We start from the raw sequence: 15,362 nt of genomic DNA on the forward strand, positions 1-15,362 counted from the left end.
GCCGACCAGCACCTGGGTCTACATCGCCGTCCGGACCGGGGTGGGGTCCGTTACGTGGAAGGCCACCCCGCGAAGCGACGACGCACGTCGTCGAAAGGTACCCAACCCCGCGCAGGAACCCGGGTCGAGGAACGCTGAAAGGCATCGTTACCTTTCGACGACGCCTGGCACGACTTCGCCGGCAGAGGCTCAAGGAACGGGAAATAGACGCCTGGCACCGCGTCGGCCGAGGCTAATCAGGGAACGAAGAAGGCGACGCCCCGCACGGCTCACTCGTCCTTGGCATCCTCCGCCGGCTCGGTGCGCTCGTTGAGTTCGATCCAGGACGAGTCGCAGCCGGGACAGCGGTAGACGGGCGCGCCCTCGACCCGCTCGTCGGTGGTGACGGTGCCGCAGGCGTCCTGGCAGGGCCAGCTGCTCAGGAAGCGGGCACTCATCGGCCGGTCCAGGTGGCGCGGAGCCAGTCCGCGCACAGGTCGATCCAGGCGTCCGCGTTCTCCGGCAGCGAGGCACGGTCAGCGTTGGCGACCGGGGTGGACGTCGACAGGCCGTGCTCGCCGCGGTCGAAGTGGTGGTACTCGAACGGGACGCCTGCCTCGGCGAGCGCCGTCGCGAAGCGGAGGGACTGCGTCGGCGGGACGACCGCGTCCTCGTTCGTGGTCCAGAGGAAAGTCGGAGGCACCTGGTCGGTGACATTGGCAAGGCAGTCGCCGAAGGTCAGCCACTCCCGCGACGAGTCGTCGGGCCAGTCCATGCTGAACACCGCGTAGCAAGGCACGATCGCATCGGGCCGCGAGCTGAACTCGAGCAGCCCGGAGTTGGACTCCACACCAGCGGCGACGAGTCGGTCGTACTCGTCCCTCTCTGCGGCGAGGAGATCCTCGGACTGCCAACTGGTGCCGATCATGCCGGTGACGTGTCCACCGGCCGAGAAGCCAAGGAAGGCCACACGCTGGGGGTCGACGCCGAGTTCTGCGGCGTGCGCTCGGACCCACCGCACAGAACGGGCAGCGTCGATCGCCGGGTTGGCGCCCTTCGCGTGCTCCCGGATGGAGTAGCGCAGGACGAACGTGTCGAACCCCTTGGCGAGAAACTCTGCGGCGACGGGGTCCGCCTCGCGCTGCGACAGGAACTGATATCCGCCGCCCGGGCAGATGATGACCGCGGGTCGGGGGTGCTCGAGCGGGGTCGGCTGCTCCTCCGGGCTCGGCGCGTCGTAGAGCGTCGCCTCGAGGGTGACGTCGCGTTCGGGATTCAGGTCGACCGTGAAGGTGCGCATCCCCACATCCTAGTGCGCGACCCGCCGCGACCTGCTTTCCAGATTCGGTCGCGCTCGGGCGGCGGCGGCTCGGACCGACCAGCGAAGAACCTGGACGAAGTGCTCGTCCGTTGGGTCCTGGCGGGCGAGGATGGGTTCATGAGCGAACTCGCCTTCGAACCCGACGATCCCCTCCTGGCCCGGGTGCGCGCCCTCGCGATCGACCTGCCAGGTGCGCAGGAGAAGCTCGTCGTCGGCCATCCGGCGTTCTACACGCGCAAGGTGTTCTGCTACTACGGCATGAGCCATAAGGTCGACGGCCACTGGGAACGTAGGCCCAGGACGGTCAGCTTCCTCCTTCCGGAGGACGAACGCCGAGCGATGCTCGAGGACCCGCGCGTTCACGTTCCTGGATACATCGGCCCCTACGGCTGGCTCTCGATGTTCCTCAACGATGAGACCGACTGGGCCGAGGTGGCAGAACTGATCCAGCTGTCGTATCGGGAGACCGCGGGCAAACGGCTGGCCGCCCAGCTCGATCGGCGCGAAGAAGACCATCCCGGGCCGTCGCTCCCGGCCTGACCCGCATCGTCCATCCGGAGCGCTCGGCCGTCGAGCTGGAGCGCCGAGCGCCGATGCAACGTAGGGACAAGTGCGCAAGGTGTCCGGCAACGGCGAGACGGCGCCGACCCGAAGGTCGACGCCGTCTGCACTGGGCGTGAAGGTCAGGCCTTCCTGCGCACCAGGCCGTAGATCAGGAGCACGAGGATCGCGCCGACGACCGAGAAGATCAGGCCCTTGATGGAGAAGATCTCGCTGTAGCTGACGCCGAGGAGGGCGCCGCCGAGGAAGCCTCCGACGAGTGCGCCGACGATACCGAGCAGCATGGTGGCGAGCCAGCCGCCGCCCTGCTCACCCGGAAGGATCGCCTTGGCGATGGCCCCACCCAGGAGGCCGATGATGATGTAACCGATGATTGTTCCCATTCGCGCCAGTCTGCCGTTCATCGGGAGGCCTGTAAAGCATCGATGCTTCTCAACGCCGCGTGCCACACGCCTGCCGAGGCGCCCGTCCCTACTCCGCGAACGCAGGAGCCTGGGGTCGGCGGAACGGAGCTCGTCCCTTGGCCGCGGCTGCCGCGCTGCGCGTCTCGCAGCGGCCAAGCCGAGATAGGTGCTTGTGGCGACCACATTGACGGGCGCAGGGTGCCGGATCGGCAGCGAGCCGACTCACCGCGCACCGACTCCTGCCGATGCCTGTGTCACCCTCCGACAAGGCTCCTGCCGACGCGCAATGCCCGAGTTTAATTCAGTGCATCCAGCGCGACGCCCACCGGCGTGTCGCCGTCGTTGCAACGCAGCGTCACGCGCTTGAGGCCCGGTCGGTCGATGACCTCCGCCACCAGACGGGCGACGGTCGATCGCGCGATCTCCCCTGCCGGAACGAGTCCTGTGTCGAGACTCACCCGGGGGTCGATCTCGATGCCACCGGCCGGCTCGAGGGTCAGCGCCGACGGTGCGACTATCACCCAGTCGACGAGGCTTCGGCGGATCGCGTCATCCGCATGGGCCTTCGCCTCGGCATAGGCGAAGAACGAGTTGTCGCTCGGCACGCCGTGATCGAGACGGGCTCCGAAGTACGACACCATGATCAGCCGGGTGCCGAGCGCCTCCGCCGCCCTCAGGACCCGGATCGCCGCCTCCTCGTCGACGGCCTTCGTCCGGGCGGGGTCGCCCCCACCTGCACCTGCCGACCAGACGACGATGTCGAAGCCGTCGACCAGTTCGTCGATGTCGCTCTGTCCGAGCCGCTCGACGTCGTTGACGAGCGCATGCGCGCCAGTGGCCTCGACGTCGGCGGCGTGGTCCGGGTTACGGATCACCCCGGTCACATCGTGGCCCTGCTGCACGAGAAGGGGCTCGAGCAGGAGCGCGATCTTTCCGTGGGCACCGATGATGAGGATCTTTGCCATGATTCGACCCTACGTCGGATCTCCCGGAATCATCCTGACCGGGCCGTTTCAGCAGAAAAGGGGGCGCCGCCGTCCAGGACGGACGGCGGCGCCTGCGGAAACTACTGGCCCTTGACCTTCCCGCTGACCCACTTGCCGAGGTCGCTGATGCCGCCGCCGACGTCGCGGGCGAGCTTTGCGAGGGCGTCTTCGCTCTGGTTGAAGTCCTTCGAGTAGGCGTCGGCCGCTGCGGCAGCCTCCTCGGAGATCTTCGCGTCCTTGTCACCCGCCCGACGGGGGTAGTCACCCTGCAGGATCTCGGCGTACTTGCCGGAGTCGACCCAGCGGCGCAGTTCGCTGGCCCGCACCACGTTCATCGGATGCGTGGTGCCGTCGACGAGAAGGAGTTTGGCGATCGAGTCGCGCAGGTCGTCGGAGTCCTGGTACTCGCGAGCCTGGGCCAGGAACTCCGTCTGGTCGAGGTCCTCGAGGTGACCGCCGGAGGCGAGCTTCATGTTGACCCGGATGGCCGCCTGGACGTCCTGGGTGGCGAGCAGGCCGGCCCGGTCGGAAGAGAGCTCGGACTTGCGTGACCACTCGCTGAGCGCCGAGCGCAGGGCGATCAGGCCGATGCCGCCGAAGGGGACGCTGGTAAGCGTCATGCCGAACATGAGGATGTACTGCAGCAGGGTCCGGTACAGCGCGTGGCCGCTCTCCGCATGACCGATCTCGTGGCCGAGGACGAAACGCAGTTCGTCGTCGTCGAGGAGGTCGACGAGCGCGGAGTTGACCACGATCTTCGGGGTGTCGATGCCGATCGTCATGGCGTTGAACACCGGCGAGGCCATCACGTAGAGCTCCGGAAGCTTCTGCACGTCGAGCGCGGTCGCGGCCTCAGCGTGGAGGCGGCTGATCCGTGGGAACTGACGCTCGCTGACGCGGACCGCGGAACCGAGCAGCATCATCTTGATTGCCCGTTCGTTCATGAACGCGGAGAACTTCTTCAAGATGGTGTCGAAGCCCTGCAGCTTTCGTAGCGCGACAAGGGCCCCACGGTCGGCGGGATGCTCCCAGGCGCGGCTGGAGATGCCTTTGAGGACGATGCGGTGACGGGTTGTTGCGCTGCTCTCGCTCATGAACCCAGTGTGCCCTCCCGCCGGACCAGGCAGCCTCAGACCCCGGTCTTGACCGCCCTTCGACCTCGGGACCGCCCTGTCCAAGACATGCCCCCATGGAACCGAGGTGAAAAGGAAGAGCCCCGGCATCAGCCGGGGCTCTTCACAGGTATCTCAGATCACTGAGCGACGACCTCGAAGGGCACGTGCGCCGTGACGGCACCGTGCAGCTTCACGTTGGCGGTGTGACCGCCGACGGTCTTGACCGGCTTCGAGAACGAAACCGAACGCTTGTCGATCGTGGGACCGCCGGCCTTCTTCACGGCGACCGCGAGGTCGTTGGCCGTGACAGCGCCGAACAGGTGGCCCTGCTCGGAGACGCGGGCGGGGATCTGGATGGTCAGGCCCTCGAGCTGGGTGCGGATCTCCTGCGCGTGCTCGACGCCGCGAACCTCGCGGGCGTCGCGGGCACGCTTGATGCCGTCGATCTGCTTCTCGTTGCCGCGGGTCCAGCGGATCGCCTTGCCCTGGGGCAGGAGGTAATTACGGCCGTAGCCGTCCTTCACCTCGACGATGTCGCCGGCGATGCCGAGCTTGTCAACCGTTCCGGTCAGGATGAGCTTCATGTGAGTGGTCCCTTCCTGATCAGCGCGCGGTCGACGCGTACGGCAGCAGGGCAACCTCACGCGCGTTCTTGACGGCGAGGGCGACCTTGCGCTGGTCCTGAACCGAGAGGCCAGTGACGCGGCGGGCGCGGATCTTGCCACGCTCAGAAATGAACTTCTTGAGCGTGTTGATGTCCTTGTAGTCGATGTTGGCGACGCGGGTCGTCTTCACCGGCATGATCTTCTTCTTGTTCACAGACTTGCGCTGTGGACCGGCCATTGTGGTGCTCTCCTTAGGTGATGGGCAGGATGCCCGTGAAAGCCCGTCTTGCGACGGAATGTGCCAGCTAGCCTTGGCGGGCTAGATAAGCGGGTGGATCAGAACGGGGGCTCTTCGGGCTGGGACTGCGCCCACGGGTCGTTCCCGCCGCGGTTGTTACCGCCGCCGGAGTTGCCGGAGCTGGCCCAGGGATCGGACTGCTGCGAGTTACCGCCGCTGTTGCCGCCGCCCTGATTGCCCTGCCACGAGCCGCCACCGCCGCCGCCACCCGTGGTGCGGGTGACCTTCGCGGTCGCGTAACGCAGGGCGGGACCGACCTCGTCGACATCCACCTCGAACACGGTGCGCTTCTCACCCTCGCGGGTCTCGTAGCTGCGCGACTTCAGACGGCCCGAGACGATGACGCGCATGCCCTTGGTGAGGGACTCCGCGACGTTCTCGGCGTACTGACGCCAAACCGAGCAGTTGAGGAACATGGCGTCGCCGTCCTTCCACTCGTTCGTCTGACGATCGAACGTGCGGGGGGTCGACGCGACCGTGAAGTTCGCCACTGCCGCCCCGTTGGGCGTGAAGCGAAGCTCAGGATCGGCGGTCAGGTTGCCGATGAGCGTGATGGGGGTCTCGCCTGCCATGTTTTCTGTGCCTTCCGATTGATCGGACTTCGATGTGCCGCTTCCGACACATCCTCGTGATACCAGTCATTCTCGACGGCCGGGCCGGCAAGTTTTCACGGTATCGGGAAGTTGTGGATTACTTCTTCGAGTCCTCGAGACGGAGAACCTTGGTCCGCACGATCTTCTCGTCGATGGTCATCAGACGATCCATCTCGGAAACGGTCGCGGGATCCGCGGTCACCTGGACGACCGCGTAGATCGCCTCGGACTTCTTGTTGATGTCGTACGCAAGGCGACGACGTCCCCAGATGTCGATGTTCTCGATGCTGCCGCCACCCTTGGTGATGACTTCGAGGTGCTTGTCAACGAGTGCGGGTGCCTGACGCTCATCAACGTCGGAATCGATGAGAACCATGACTTCGTACTTACGCATACTTCAGCCCCACCTCCTTCGGACTAACGGCCACGGGTCGATCCCGCGGCAGGAGGGCGTGACCGACCACATGGTCAGTCAGCGCGTAACTCTACCGTGAGCGTGAGCGGGGCGGAAATCTGGTCGGATCAGGCTGCGCGGAGCTCGTCGAGCCTTCCGCTGGCCTCGATCGTCTCCCAGAAGAGGTCGGCCCAGGCCCGGTAGCCCTTGTCATTGGGATGGAACCAGTCGGCCGCCGTGTTGGTGTGGAACCGCAGGTATCCGGTCTCGCGCATCGTCCGGTAGATCGGGACGAGATGGTGTCCGTAGGCGCCGATCAGGTGCGACGCGCGGGTCGTCATCGTCTTCGACCGCTGCGCGAGGCCGGGAATCATGAACCAGGGCACGTCGCCGACGAAGCTGCCCGGCGGAAGGGCGGCCAGGATCGCCTCGAAGCTCGACGCGAACGAGTCGACGGTGTTGTCCGCGGCGAAGACGACGTCGTTTCCTCCGATGTCGAGGGTGACGAGATCGGGGGTGAACCCGAGGTCCTCGAGCACCGGCAACTGCCGTGCGACGACGTCGCCGCTGACCGCCCCGGAGATGGACAGGTTCGTGATCGCGACGCGACGGCCGGTGGCGGATGCCAGGCGTTCACCGAGCAGCGAGACATAGCTGGCGCCGACGTGGGTCGCCCCGACGCCCTGGGCCGCGGAGTCTCCGAGCGCGACGTAGTGCAGCACACCCTCAGGATGGTCCTGTGGCCGCGACTCCCAATGGGCGCGGTAGTCGTCGACGTGACGGTTGATCAGCCGGTGGCCGCGCAGATAGTTGAGCCCGGCGGCGCCGGCGGCGGCCGCTGCGGCAACGACGGCGAGCCCGAGCGCGAAGCGGTTCATCGGCGGCGACGGTAGGGGCCGGGGATGACGGGGTTGCCGTCCTTCGCCCAGGCGCGGAGTCCGCCCGCGACCGACTCGGCGAGGACGCCTTGCTCGCGCAGCTGAGCCGCCGCGAGAGATGAGCGCAGCCCGTTGTCGCAGATGACGATGACGGCCGCGTCGCGCTCAGCGAGGGGATCGTCGCCGTGGATCGCGTCGAGCGGGTTGTCGCGCAGCGCTGCCGGATCGACCGGGCGGGCGCCGGGCGCGTGGCCCGCCTCGTACTCGACCTTCGTGCGGACGTCGACGAGGACAGCACCCTTGCTGAGAGCCATGAGCGTCTCTTCGATGCTCAGGCCTCCGGCGGATCGCTTACCGAGGAAGTCCATGAAACCCATGGCCCAATCGTGACCGTTACGGCGGCCTGAGCCAAGTCCGCCACGGAAATACCCGGTCTGCGTCCCCGTCGTGCCCTGGCGCGGTGCATCGAAAGGTCATCCATGCGCCGAACGTCTCCCACGCGCCGACAGCGGGTGCCAAGATGGATGAATGAGCGATCACGTAGAGGTGCACAACTACACATCCCAGGACGCGCAGCCGACCCTCGCCATCTTTCTCGAGGCCGTGACGAAGACCGCCGCGCCGCACTACACGCCCGAGCAGATCGGCGCCTGGGCCGCTCCCCGTGAGCGCGACCTCGTGACCTGGCATCAGCGGCGCAGCAGTCGGGCGACCCTTGTGGCCACCGTCGATGACGAGGCGGCGGGTTTCTCCGATGTCGACATCGAGGGGTTCATCGACATGCTCTTCGTCGCCCCGCGCTTCGGCCGACGCGGCATCGCGACCCGCCTGCTCCGCGAGGTCGAGTCACGGGCACGTGAGGTGGGTGCCCAGACCCTCTCGGTCGACGCGAGCGTCGTCGCCCGCCCGCTGCTGGAGCGGCTCGGCTTCAGCGTCGAGGCGGAGCAGCAGCCAGAGCTGCGAGGGGTGAGGCTGGTGAACTACCGGATGGTCAAACGCCTGGGCTGACTCAGAGGATGCCGATCTGGAACAGGCCGACGATGCCGACCAGCGCGCTGAGGCAGAGCCCGAGCAGCAGGTAGCCTGCCCACTTCCGCTTAGCCCACCATGCCGTCAGGACGGGCAGGACGACTCCGCCCGCCACCAGCGCGATCGAGACGGGAACCATCCAGCCAGGGGTGTCGACCGGTTGCAGATCTGTCCCCGCATTCGACGCGGCGGGCACCGTCAAGCCGACCAGGCCGGTGAAGAGCCCGGCCGAGGCGAGCAGGGCCGCGGCCAGCCCCATCACGAGTGCGCCGGGCCACGTCGCCCACCAGATCCGTCGCGGTCGTGCCATGGCCCCGAGTCTAGAGGGGTCGCTCCAGCCGTTTGCGAGGCGCCGACCTGGGCTCGGCTATGGGTCGCCGCCCCCTTCGGCCGGCCTCTCCCGCCGGTCAGCGGTCCTTGTGCTTGAGCTTGTCGAGCCGTTCGTACATCTCGTCGACCAGCGCCTTGAACCGCGCCTCCACCTCGCGACGGCGGACCTTCAGCGTCGGCGTGAGGAGCCCGTTGTCCATCGTGAACTCCTCGTCGACGACCTTCGTGTCCTTTGGCCGCTCCTGCGTTGGCAGCTTGGCCGTGATCTCCTCGACCCGCTTCTTGAGCTCGTCAAGGAGTTCGCTGGACTTCAGCCAGTCCTGCAGTTCGCCCTGCCACTGGCCGGCCTTCGCGAGCGCCTCCACGTGGGTGAGCGACGGCTTGACCAGCAGGGTGACGAACGGCCGGTTGTCGCCGAGCAGGACGGCGTGTTCGAACAGTGGGTCGGCGAGGATCAGGCCCTCGATCGGCTGCGGGGCGACGTTCTTGCCTCCGAGCGTGACGATGATGTCCTTGAGCCGGTCGGTGATCGTCAGGAAGCCGTCGGTGTCGATGTAGCCGACGTCACCGGTGTGCAGCCAGCCGTCGACGATGGTGTCCCGGGTCGCCTCCTCGTTGTTCCAGTACCCGAGCATCACGTTGGGGCCCTTGTAGAGGATCTCGCCCAGCTCGGCGATCCTCAGCTCGCCGCCGGCGAGGACCTTTCCGACGGTGCCCTCCTTGAAGTCGGTCGGTGCGTTGAACGAGACGAGCGGGGAGGCCTCGGTCAGCCCGTAACCCTGCATCACCGGCATGCCCACCGAACCGAAGAACTCCTCGATCTCCACCCGCAGCGGGGCGCCGCCGCAGGCGAGGACGGTCTTCGGCCCGCCCATGGCGTCACGCACGGCCTTGAGCACCAGCTTGTCCGCGAGCTTCAGCTGGCTGCGCAGCCACAGGCTGGGGGTGCGGCCCGCGCGGTGTGCGTACTGGTTGTGCCTGCCGACCTTGAGCGCCCAGGCGAAGATCTTGCGCTTGACCGGGGAGCCTGCGGCCTTGGAGTGCGCCGTCGTGTAGACGGTCTCGTACAGCTTCGGGACGCTGACCATCATGGTGGGCTGCGCGAGCACCATCTGCTCCGCGACGGTGCGCGCGTTGGCGACATAGGTGTTCATGCAGCCATGGGTCAGGACGACGACCGTCCAGGCACGCTCGAGCGCGTGCGAGAGGGGCAGGAAGCACAGCGAGTGGTCCTCGGGCGTGAGGTCGAAGAACTCGTCGAGGGCGTCGGCCTGCGCGATCAGGGCCTTGTGCTGGATCATCACGCCCTTGGGGTTCCCGGTCGTGCCGGAGGTGTAGATGATCGACGCCAGGTCGTCGCCGTCCGCCTCGGCCAGGCGGGCATCGATGGCGGCGAGGTCGGGTTCGGCCATGAAGTCGGTGTAGGAGACGACGTCGTCGGGCATGCCCTCATACGGGTGCACGACGACGACCCTGCGCAGGTCGGGAAGCTCGGCGGCGAGCACGCGCTCGGCCTCGCTCCTGCCTCCCACGAACATCACGGTCAGTCCCGAGTCGCGGCCGATATGTTCGATCTGCTCGGTCGTCGACGTGGCGTACAGGGGGACGGGGACGGCGCGGGCGGTGAGCGCTCCGAAGTCGATCTCCGACCACTCGGGGCTGTTGTTCAGGAAGATGCCGACCCGACTGCCGGCCTCGACACCCGCGTCGAGGAGGCCCTGCGCGACCTGGAGGATCTTGGCGCCGAACTGCGAGTAGGTCTGCACCGCCCAGTCGTCACCGGTGCGGATGCGCGTGGCCGGGCGCATCGGGTGTTCGGCGATGACCGAACGGAGCCTGGTGATGATGTGGTCGGACAAAGCGGCCTCCTGGGTCGTGTGCACGGCGTGCCCCAAGGGTACTGGCGCAACCCAGCCTCACGGGCGGTTCCACCCGTACCGGCGAGGTGGTCTCGCCGCCCATCGGCGGCTACAGTTGGTCGCACCCCTAGTAGGAGGTCCCGAGTGACTGACTGAGCCTGGCACGCCCCGTTGGCGTGCCGTCGTGAACAGACCGCATCCCAGCGACCCTCCAGGACTCACTCATGGCTCATTCCTCCCCTGCCGTCGTCGTTGACGGCCTCTCCTACCACCTCACCGATGGCACCGTCATCCTCGACGGTGTCAGCGCAACATTCCCCGTTGGCATGACCGGCCTCATCGGCCCCAACGGCTCCGGCAAGTCGACCTTGCTGCGGCTCATCTCAGGCGAGCTCGAACCGACCGCCGGGCAGGTGCGGGTCTCCGGAAGCGTCCACATGGTGCACCAGAGACTCTCCACCGCCGGCACCGTCGCCGACCTGCTCGGCATCGCCCCCGCGCGGCGCGCCCTCGCCGCGATCGAGGCGGGATCGGTCGACCAGGCCGACTTCGACGCCGTCGGCGACGACTGGGACGTCGACGCGCGCGCGGTGGCGGAACTGGCCGCCCTCGGGCTCGACGCCGACCCCTGCTTCCTCGACCGGGATGCCTCGACCCTCTCCGGGGGTGAGGCCACACGGATCGCGCTCGCCGGGGCCCGTCTGGCCCGCTCTGAGATCACCCTGCTGGACGAGCCGACCAACAACCTCGACACCCACATGAGGCGCTGGCTCTATGACGCACTCGACGGCTGGGACGGCGCGTTGATCGTGGTCAGCCACGACCGCGACCTCCTCGAGCGGGTCGACGCGCTCGTCGATCTCGACCCCCGCGGCACGGTCAGCTTCGGCGGCACGTTCAGTCAGTACCGCGGGCACAGGGCGACACTCCAGTCGGCGGCCGAGCGACGGCTCCGCGACGCCGACGCCGAGCTCGACCGGGCAAAGCGTCAGGCGCAGGCCGAGTTGCAGCGACAGGCACAGCGCGACCGGTCGGCGCGCAAGGAGCGGGCCCTCGGCAACGTGTCGAAGGGTGCGGTCGACTTCTACCAGAACCGCTCCGAGAAGAAGGCGGGCTCGAAGTCGCAGCTGCACGGCCAGGCCATTGCCGAGGCCGGGGAGGCGAGGGCCGAGGCGGACGCGGCCGCCCGGACGGCCGACACCATCCGGATCGCCCTTCCCGACACGACGGTTCCGGCAGGCAAGGGCGTGCTCCGCCTCGAGCTGGGCGGAATGCGTCTGGACGTGGTCGGGCCGGAGCGGATCCGCCTGACCGGCCACAACGGGACGGGCAAGTCGACACTCCTTGCCCGGATCCTCGGCGCGGGGAGCGAGCCGTGGCGCGACGCCGTCCTCGGCGACGTCAGCCTAGACCTTCCGCCGAGCGTTCCCACGGGCCTGCTCGCCCAACGCCTCGACGAGTTGGACGGATTCGGCAGCGCGATCGAGGCCGTGCGCGACGCCGCCCCACAACGCACCCCCCACGATGCCCGCGCGCTGCTCGCCCGCTTCCTGATCCGTGGCGACCGCGCCGACCAGTCGCCCCTGACGATGTCGGGCGGCGAGCGCTTCCGGGTCGCACTGGCCAGGACGCTGTTCGCCGACCCCGCGCCCCAGTTCCTCGTCCTCGACGAACCGACCAACAACCTCGACCTCGCCTCGGTCGAGCAACTCGTCGAAGCCCTGGACGACTACCGCGGAGCCCTGCTCATCGTCACCCACGACGAGCACCTCGCCGCCGACCTTAGGGTCACCAGACGGTGGCACCTGAGCCGCGGCGGCGCGACGCTCAGCGTCGAGGACGAGACCGTCTGATCAGCCGCGCGCCTCGTCCTCGGCGATCACACGGCGCATGCCCTCGATGGCCACGGGGATCAGGTTCTCGACCTTCGAGGCCTCCTTCTCCTCGTCGGTCATCGGAGCGAAGTCGTGGTGACCCATCACCATCATCACGCCGCCAGCGCGCACGCGGCGCACGGACGCGACGAGGAACAGGGCCGCGCACTCCATCTCGGAGACGAGGCAGCCTCCCTTGACCCAGGCGTCCCAGCGCTCGCGCAGCCGGGGGCCCACGGGCATCGAGTCGGGGTCGTGCTGCCCATAGAAGGAGTCCTTCGACTGCGAGACACCGATGTGGTAGCGCTTGCCGAGGTCCTTCGAGGCGGCGACGAGGCCGTTGATCAGGTCCTGGTCGGCGACCGCCGGGTACTCCATCGGGAGGTAATGCAGGCCGGTGCCCTCGTCGCGGATAGACGCGTTGATGACGGCGATGTCGCCGGGCTGGGTCTCGGGCTGCATGGCGCCCGAGGTGCCGACGCGCATGAAGGTGTCGGCTCCGACGTGGATCAATTCCTCGACGGCGATCGCGGCGCTCGGGCCGCCCATGCCGGTGGAGGTGACGGCGACGGGCACGCCGTCCAGCTCGCCCGCCCAGGTGGTGTGCTCGCGGTGGGAGGCCACGAACCGGGGGTTGTCGAAGTGCTGCGCGATGACCTCGCAGCGGCCCGGATCACCAGGCAGGAAGACGTAGCGACCGATGTCACCCTGCTTCAGGTGGATGTGGTACTCGTAGCCCTCTGAATAGGCCATGACTGCTCCTTCTCACGGAATGGGACCTCCTACGCTAACGCGGATCGCTACCCGCGTGGGACCACCCGGGTCTAGAGTTGTCCTGCTGACAGGAGGAACCGATGTCTGGACGCTGGGTGCGAGGCGCCGTGACGGCGCTTGCCGCGGCCTGTCTGGCACTGGCGGCGCTCCCGTCCTCTGCAGACGATGTCGAACCGGTGCGACGTGTGTCGTGCCCCACCGTCGAGGCGGTCAGCGCCACCTCCGGATACGAGCTCGACTCCCTCTCGTCGTCGGTCGGCTCCTGCTGGTACGGCTCACCCGTGAAGGGTCCTCGACACCGCATCGAGTTCACCTACACCAAGGATGCCGCCCTGAGCGATGCCAGGGCGCGGGTGGCCTCGTGGTCATCCCCCTCGCTCAAGGTCACCGAGGCGCCTGCCCTCGGCGAAGGCGCATTCGCTTGGTCCGACGGCTCGGGCAGCAACCTCTACTGGGAGGTCAGCCCCGGTGCCGTCGCAACGCTCAGCGGGGTCGGCGACGAAGCGACCGCAGCGAAGGTCGCGACCCTCTTCGCCCCGCAGATGCAGGTCTACACGATCCCAGGGGAACACTCCGTCGCCGGCCGCAAGTGGCGCACCACCTGCGAGAACTACTCGGCGACCGCACGCTGCCGCACCGAGATCTGGGCGTCGGTCATCGTCCCGAACGGAGACGGCTTCTCCACGAACCAGGGCTGGCAGTTCAACTCGCCGACCTACCGCTGGTCCGATCGTGAGATGTGGGGCACCAACCCGCTTGCCAACTCCGGAACCTGGACCGACTCGACGGGACGGCACTGGCGCACCGAGTGCGACACCGCTTCCACCGGGCGCGGCGCCTGCCGCAGCTGGTTCTTCGGCCCGACCCTCGACGCCTCCGCGTCCACCCCGACGGTGCGGCAGGCCTGGGTGTTCAACAACCAGGTGCTGTTCTCCTGACCTTCCCCGTGTTTGCGACGCCCCTCCCTGTTGCGACGCCGACCTGATGCCGACACCGTCAGCCGAAGCCCCATCCGAATCCCCGGAGCCGATCCAGTGCGATACGCCGACCCGCCCCATGCCCGGCCTACCTGGTGACCAGTGACTACGGGGGAGTACGCACTGCCTGGTCCTCGCGGCGATCGGCCCGTCGTGAGGTCCCGCCCGACCCAGCCGCGCCGGGCGATGTCGTGGGCGACCCCCAAGCCCGCCCACGACATCGGTCACTGGTCCCAGCGCATCGGCCGGCGAGACGAACAGTCCGGTTGACGGCCGGGCCACTCGCCGCCGAAGGACCGGTTGCATGGGCATCGCTGCGCGGTGTTGGGGTTTCGCAGCACCCGGAAGCGGCGTGGCGTGTGGCGATCCGTGTAGTCGAGCGTTGCGCCGGTGAGCACCTCGAGCGCCGGCTGGCTCACGAACAGTTCGGCGCCCGGGCACCCGAAGGCGGCGTCGCCCTCGACCCCCTTCGAGTCGGCGAACTCGTAGCTGAGTTCGCAGCAGCCCCGCCCGTCGAGCCACACCCGAACCGCGCCCCCGAGGCCGACGATCTTGTCGATCGCCTCACGCGTGACGACGAAGGGCGGAAAGACCGTGTCGTTGTCCATGACTAGAGGCTCCCAGGCTCCACCGACAATTCGTGGGATCGGCTTCCGCGCGAGGCTCACGCCTGCTTAGATGGGTATCTAAGGATGACGGACGGACATCGACTCGAAGGTCACCCTGCTCAAGACCATCGCCGACGCGACCCGACTCAGGATCCTCGGCCTGCTCACTGAGCGCCCGCGCACAGGCGGCGAGCTCGCGACCGAACTCGGCCTGAGCGCGCCGACGATCAGCCACCACCTGCACCGCCTCCGCGACGTCGGCATCGTCGACTCCGCCGACGACGCACAGCGCCGTATCTTGTCGCTCAACCGGACCCTGCTCGACGACGTTCGCGCGGTTCCCGCCCCGGAAGGCCCAGACGACCCGGATCACAAGCGGACGCTTCGCATCTTCTCCGACGGTGACCGCCTCCGCTCGATCCCCGCCAAGCGCAAGGCAAGGGTCAGCATCCTGCTCGAACTGCTGCGCCGCTTCGAGCCGGGCCGTCGCTACCCCGAACGCGAGGTCAACGACATCCTCCGCAGCGCCCACGACGACGTGGCCACGCTGCGTCGCGAGCTGATTGACTACCGCTACCTCCGTCGCGAAGGCGCCGTGTACTGGGTCAACGAACGCCAGCCGGCCCGCGACGCGAACGAGGCGCAGGAGGTTCCGGAGGGCGAGGCCGCCTGGCTGCGCGCGCTGCTGCGCTCCTGAGCCGGCGCGCCGGTCCGTGACAGCGCGGCGGGCGGCACAGCACGCAGGAGCCGAGGTGAGACGCCCTTCCCGTCTGCAAG

At 68.0% G+C, this 15,362-nt stretch carries 20 protein-coding genes and 1 pseudogene; 6 read left to right on the forward strand and 15 right to left on the reverse strand.

Going from position 1 to position 15,362, the window contains the following annotated elements:
* Positions 1-269: 269 nt before the first annotated feature.
* Together BW733_RS18230 and BW733_RS06685 are read right to left on the reverse strand one after the other, a co-directional pair.
* Positions 270-437 carry a hypothetical protein gene (locus BW733_RS18230; RefSeq protein ID WP_161490160.1) on the reverse strand — a complete coding sequence of 56 codons (168 nt, stop codon included), beginning with the start codon at positions 435-437 and terminating at the stop codon, positions 270-272.
* Entirely contained in the window at positions 434-1,279 is an 846-nt protein-coding gene (locus tag BW733_RS06685; RefSeq protein ID WP_077349051.1) for an alpha/beta hydrolase, read from the reverse strand. The genes BW733_RS18230 and BW733_RS06685 overlap by 4 nt, the downstream gene beginning before the upstream one ends.
* 138 nt (positions 1,280-1,417) lie before the next feature.
* Between BW733_RS06685 and BW733_RS06690 the strand changes: the two genes are divergently transcribed.
* Positions 1,418-1,840 carry an MmcQ/YjbR family DNA-binding protein gene (locus BW733_RS06690; protein ID WP_077352787.1) on the forward strand — a complete coding sequence of 141 codons (423 nt, stop codon included), beginning with the start codon at positions 1,418-1,420 and terminating at the stop codon, positions 1,838-1,840.
* 143 nt (positions 1,841-1,983) lie between these two features.
* On the opposite strand, the gene BW733_RS06695 is transcribed toward BW733_RS06690, so the two are convergent.
* From BW733_RS06695 to BW733_RS06735, 9 genes are all read right to left on the reverse strand, one after another.
* Positions 1,984-2,244 (reverse strand): GlsB/YeaQ/YmgE family stress response membrane protein, encoded by a 261-nt coding sequence (locus tag BW733_RS06695; protein WP_077349053.1) that lies wholly within the window; start codon positions 2,242-2,244, stop codon positions 1,984-1,986.
* Positions 2,245-2,561: 317 nt separating this feature from the next.
* Entirely contained in the window at positions 2,562-3,230 is a 669-nt protein-coding gene (locus tag BW733_RS06700; RefSeq protein ID WP_077349055.1) for an SDR family oxidoreductase, read from the reverse strand.
* 101 nt (positions 3,231-3,331) lie between these two features.
* Positions 3,332-4,345 carry a M48 family metallopeptidase gene (locus BW733_RS06705; protein WP_077349057.1) on the reverse strand — a complete coding sequence of 338 codons (1,014 nt, stop codon included), beginning with the start codon at positions 4,343-4,345 and terminating at the stop codon, positions 3,332-3,334.
* A gap of 158 nt (positions 4,346-4,503) precedes the next feature.
* A complete protein-coding gene (gene rplI, locus BW733_RS06710) occupies positions 4,504-4,950 on the reverse strand; it encodes a 50S ribosomal protein L9 (protein WP_077349059.1) in 447 nt (148 codons plus the stop codon).
* Between the two features lie 19 nt (positions 4,951-4,969).
* Complete coding sequence (gene rpsR / locus BW733_RS06715; protein WP_077349061.1) at positions 4,970-5,209, reverse strand: 30S ribosomal protein S18; 240 nt, start codon at positions 5,207-5,209, stop codon at positions 4,970-4,972.
* 98 nt (positions 5,210-5,307) lie between these two features.
* The gene (locus tag BW733_RS06720) at positions 5,308-5,841 is read right to left on the reverse strand and encodes a single-stranded DNA-binding protein (protein ID WP_077349063.1); all 534 of its coding nucleotides are present in this window, start codon (positions 5,839-5,841) and stop codon (positions 5,308-5,310) included.
* A gap of 118 nt (positions 5,842-5,959) precedes the next feature.
* On the reverse strand, positions 5,960-6,256 hold the full coding sequence (rpsF, locus tag BW733_RS06725; protein ID WP_077349065.1) for a 30S ribosomal protein S6: 297 nt from the start codon (positions 6,254-6,256) through the stop codon (positions 5,960-5,962).
* Between the two features lie 128 nt (positions 6,257-6,384).
* Positions 6,385-7,134 carry an SGNH/GDSL hydrolase family protein gene (locus tag BW733_RS06730; RefSeq protein WP_077349067.1) on the reverse strand — a complete coding sequence of 250 codons (750 nt, stop codon included), beginning with the start codon at positions 7,132-7,134 and terminating at the stop codon, positions 6,385-6,387.
* On the reverse strand, positions 7,131-7,511 hold the full coding sequence (locus BW733_RS06735) for a rhodanese-like domain-containing protein (RefSeq protein WP_077349068.1): 381 nt from the start codon (positions 7,509-7,511) through the stop codon (positions 7,131-7,133). The genes BW733_RS06730 and BW733_RS06735 overlap by 4 nt, the downstream gene beginning before the upstream one ends.
* Before the next feature lie 151 nt (positions 7,512-7,662).
* Here BW733_RS06735 and BW733_RS06740 point away from each other — a divergent pair, with 151 nt between their 5' ends.
* Positions 7,663-8,142 carry a GNAT family N-acetyltransferase gene (locus BW733_RS06740; RefSeq protein WP_077349070.1) on the forward strand — a complete coding sequence of 160 codons (480 nt, stop codon included), beginning with the start codon at positions 7,663-7,665 and terminating at the stop codon, positions 8,140-8,142.
* A 1-nt stretch (position 8,143) separates the two neighbouring features.
* On the opposite strand, the gene BW733_RS06745 is transcribed toward BW733_RS06740, so the two are convergent.
* Both BW733_RS06745 and BW733_RS06750 read right to left on the reverse strand, forming a co-directional pair.
* Positions 8,144-8,473 carry a hypothetical protein gene (locus BW733_RS06745; protein WP_077349072.1) on the reverse strand — a complete coding sequence of 110 codons (330 nt, stop codon included), beginning with the start codon at positions 8,471-8,473 and terminating at the stop codon, positions 8,144-8,146.
* A 97-nt stretch (positions 8,474-8,570) separates the two neighbouring features.
* Positions 8,571-10,352: an AMP-dependent synthetase/ligase gene (locus BW733_RS06750; RefSeq protein WP_152024598.1), complete on the reverse strand. Its 1,782-nt coding sequence runs from the start codon at positions 10,350-10,352 to the stop codon at positions 8,571-8,573.
* Between the two features lie 224 nt (positions 10,353-10,576).
* Between BW733_RS06750 and BW733_RS06755 the strand changes: the two genes are divergently transcribed.
* Entirely contained in the window at positions 10,577-12,205 is a 1,629-nt protein-coding gene (locus tag BW733_RS06755) for an ABC-F family ATP-binding cassette domain-containing protein (RefSeq protein ID WP_077349074.1), read from the forward strand.
* On the opposite strand, the gene udp is transcribed toward BW733_RS06755, so the two are convergent.
* Positions 12,206-12,979 carry a uridine phosphorylase gene (gene udp / locus BW733_RS06760; protein WP_077349076.1) on the reverse strand — a complete coding sequence of 258 codons (774 nt, stop codon included), beginning with the start codon at positions 12,977-12,979 and terminating at the stop codon, positions 12,206-12,208.
* Positions 12,980-13,080: 101 nt separating this feature from the next.
* Between udp and BW733_RS06765 the strand changes: the two genes are divergently transcribed.
* Positions 13,081-13,938 carry a hypothetical protein gene (locus BW733_RS06765; protein ID WP_077349078.1) on the forward strand — a complete coding sequence of 286 codons (858 nt, stop codon included), beginning with the start codon at positions 13,081-13,083 and terminating at the stop codon, positions 13,936-13,938.
* Between the two features lie 263 nt (positions 13,939-14,201).
* On the opposite strand, the gene BW733_RS06770 is transcribed toward BW733_RS06765, so the two are convergent.
* Entirely contained in the window at positions 14,202-14,585 is a 384-nt protein-coding gene (locus tag BW733_RS06770) for a HesB/IscA family protein (protein ID WP_077349079.1), read from the reverse strand.
* Between the two features lie 160 nt (positions 14,586-14,745).
* Here BW733_RS06770 and BW733_RS20055 point away from each other — a divergent pair.
* Together BW733_RS20055 and BW733_RS18680 are read left to right on the forward strand one after the other, a co-directional pair.
* Positions 14,746-14,853 (forward strand): annotated as a pseudogene (locus BW733_RS20055) (ArsR family transcriptional regulator); the annotation flags it as partial.
* 30 nt (positions 14,854-14,883) lie between these two features.
* Positions 14,884-15,282, forward strand: a complete 399-nt coding sequence (locus BW733_RS18680) for a DUF2087 domain-containing protein (RefSeq protein ID WP_152024599.1) — start codon at positions 14,884-14,886, stop codon at positions 15,280-15,282.
* Positions 15,283-15,362 lie beyond the last annotated feature (80 nt).

Origin of the sequence: Tessaracoccus flavescens, from assembly GCF_001998865.1 — a bacterium.
Taxonomy (GTDB): domain Bacteria; phylum Actinomycetota; class Actinomycetes; order Propionibacteriales; family Propionibacteriaceae; genus Arachnia; species Arachnia flavescens.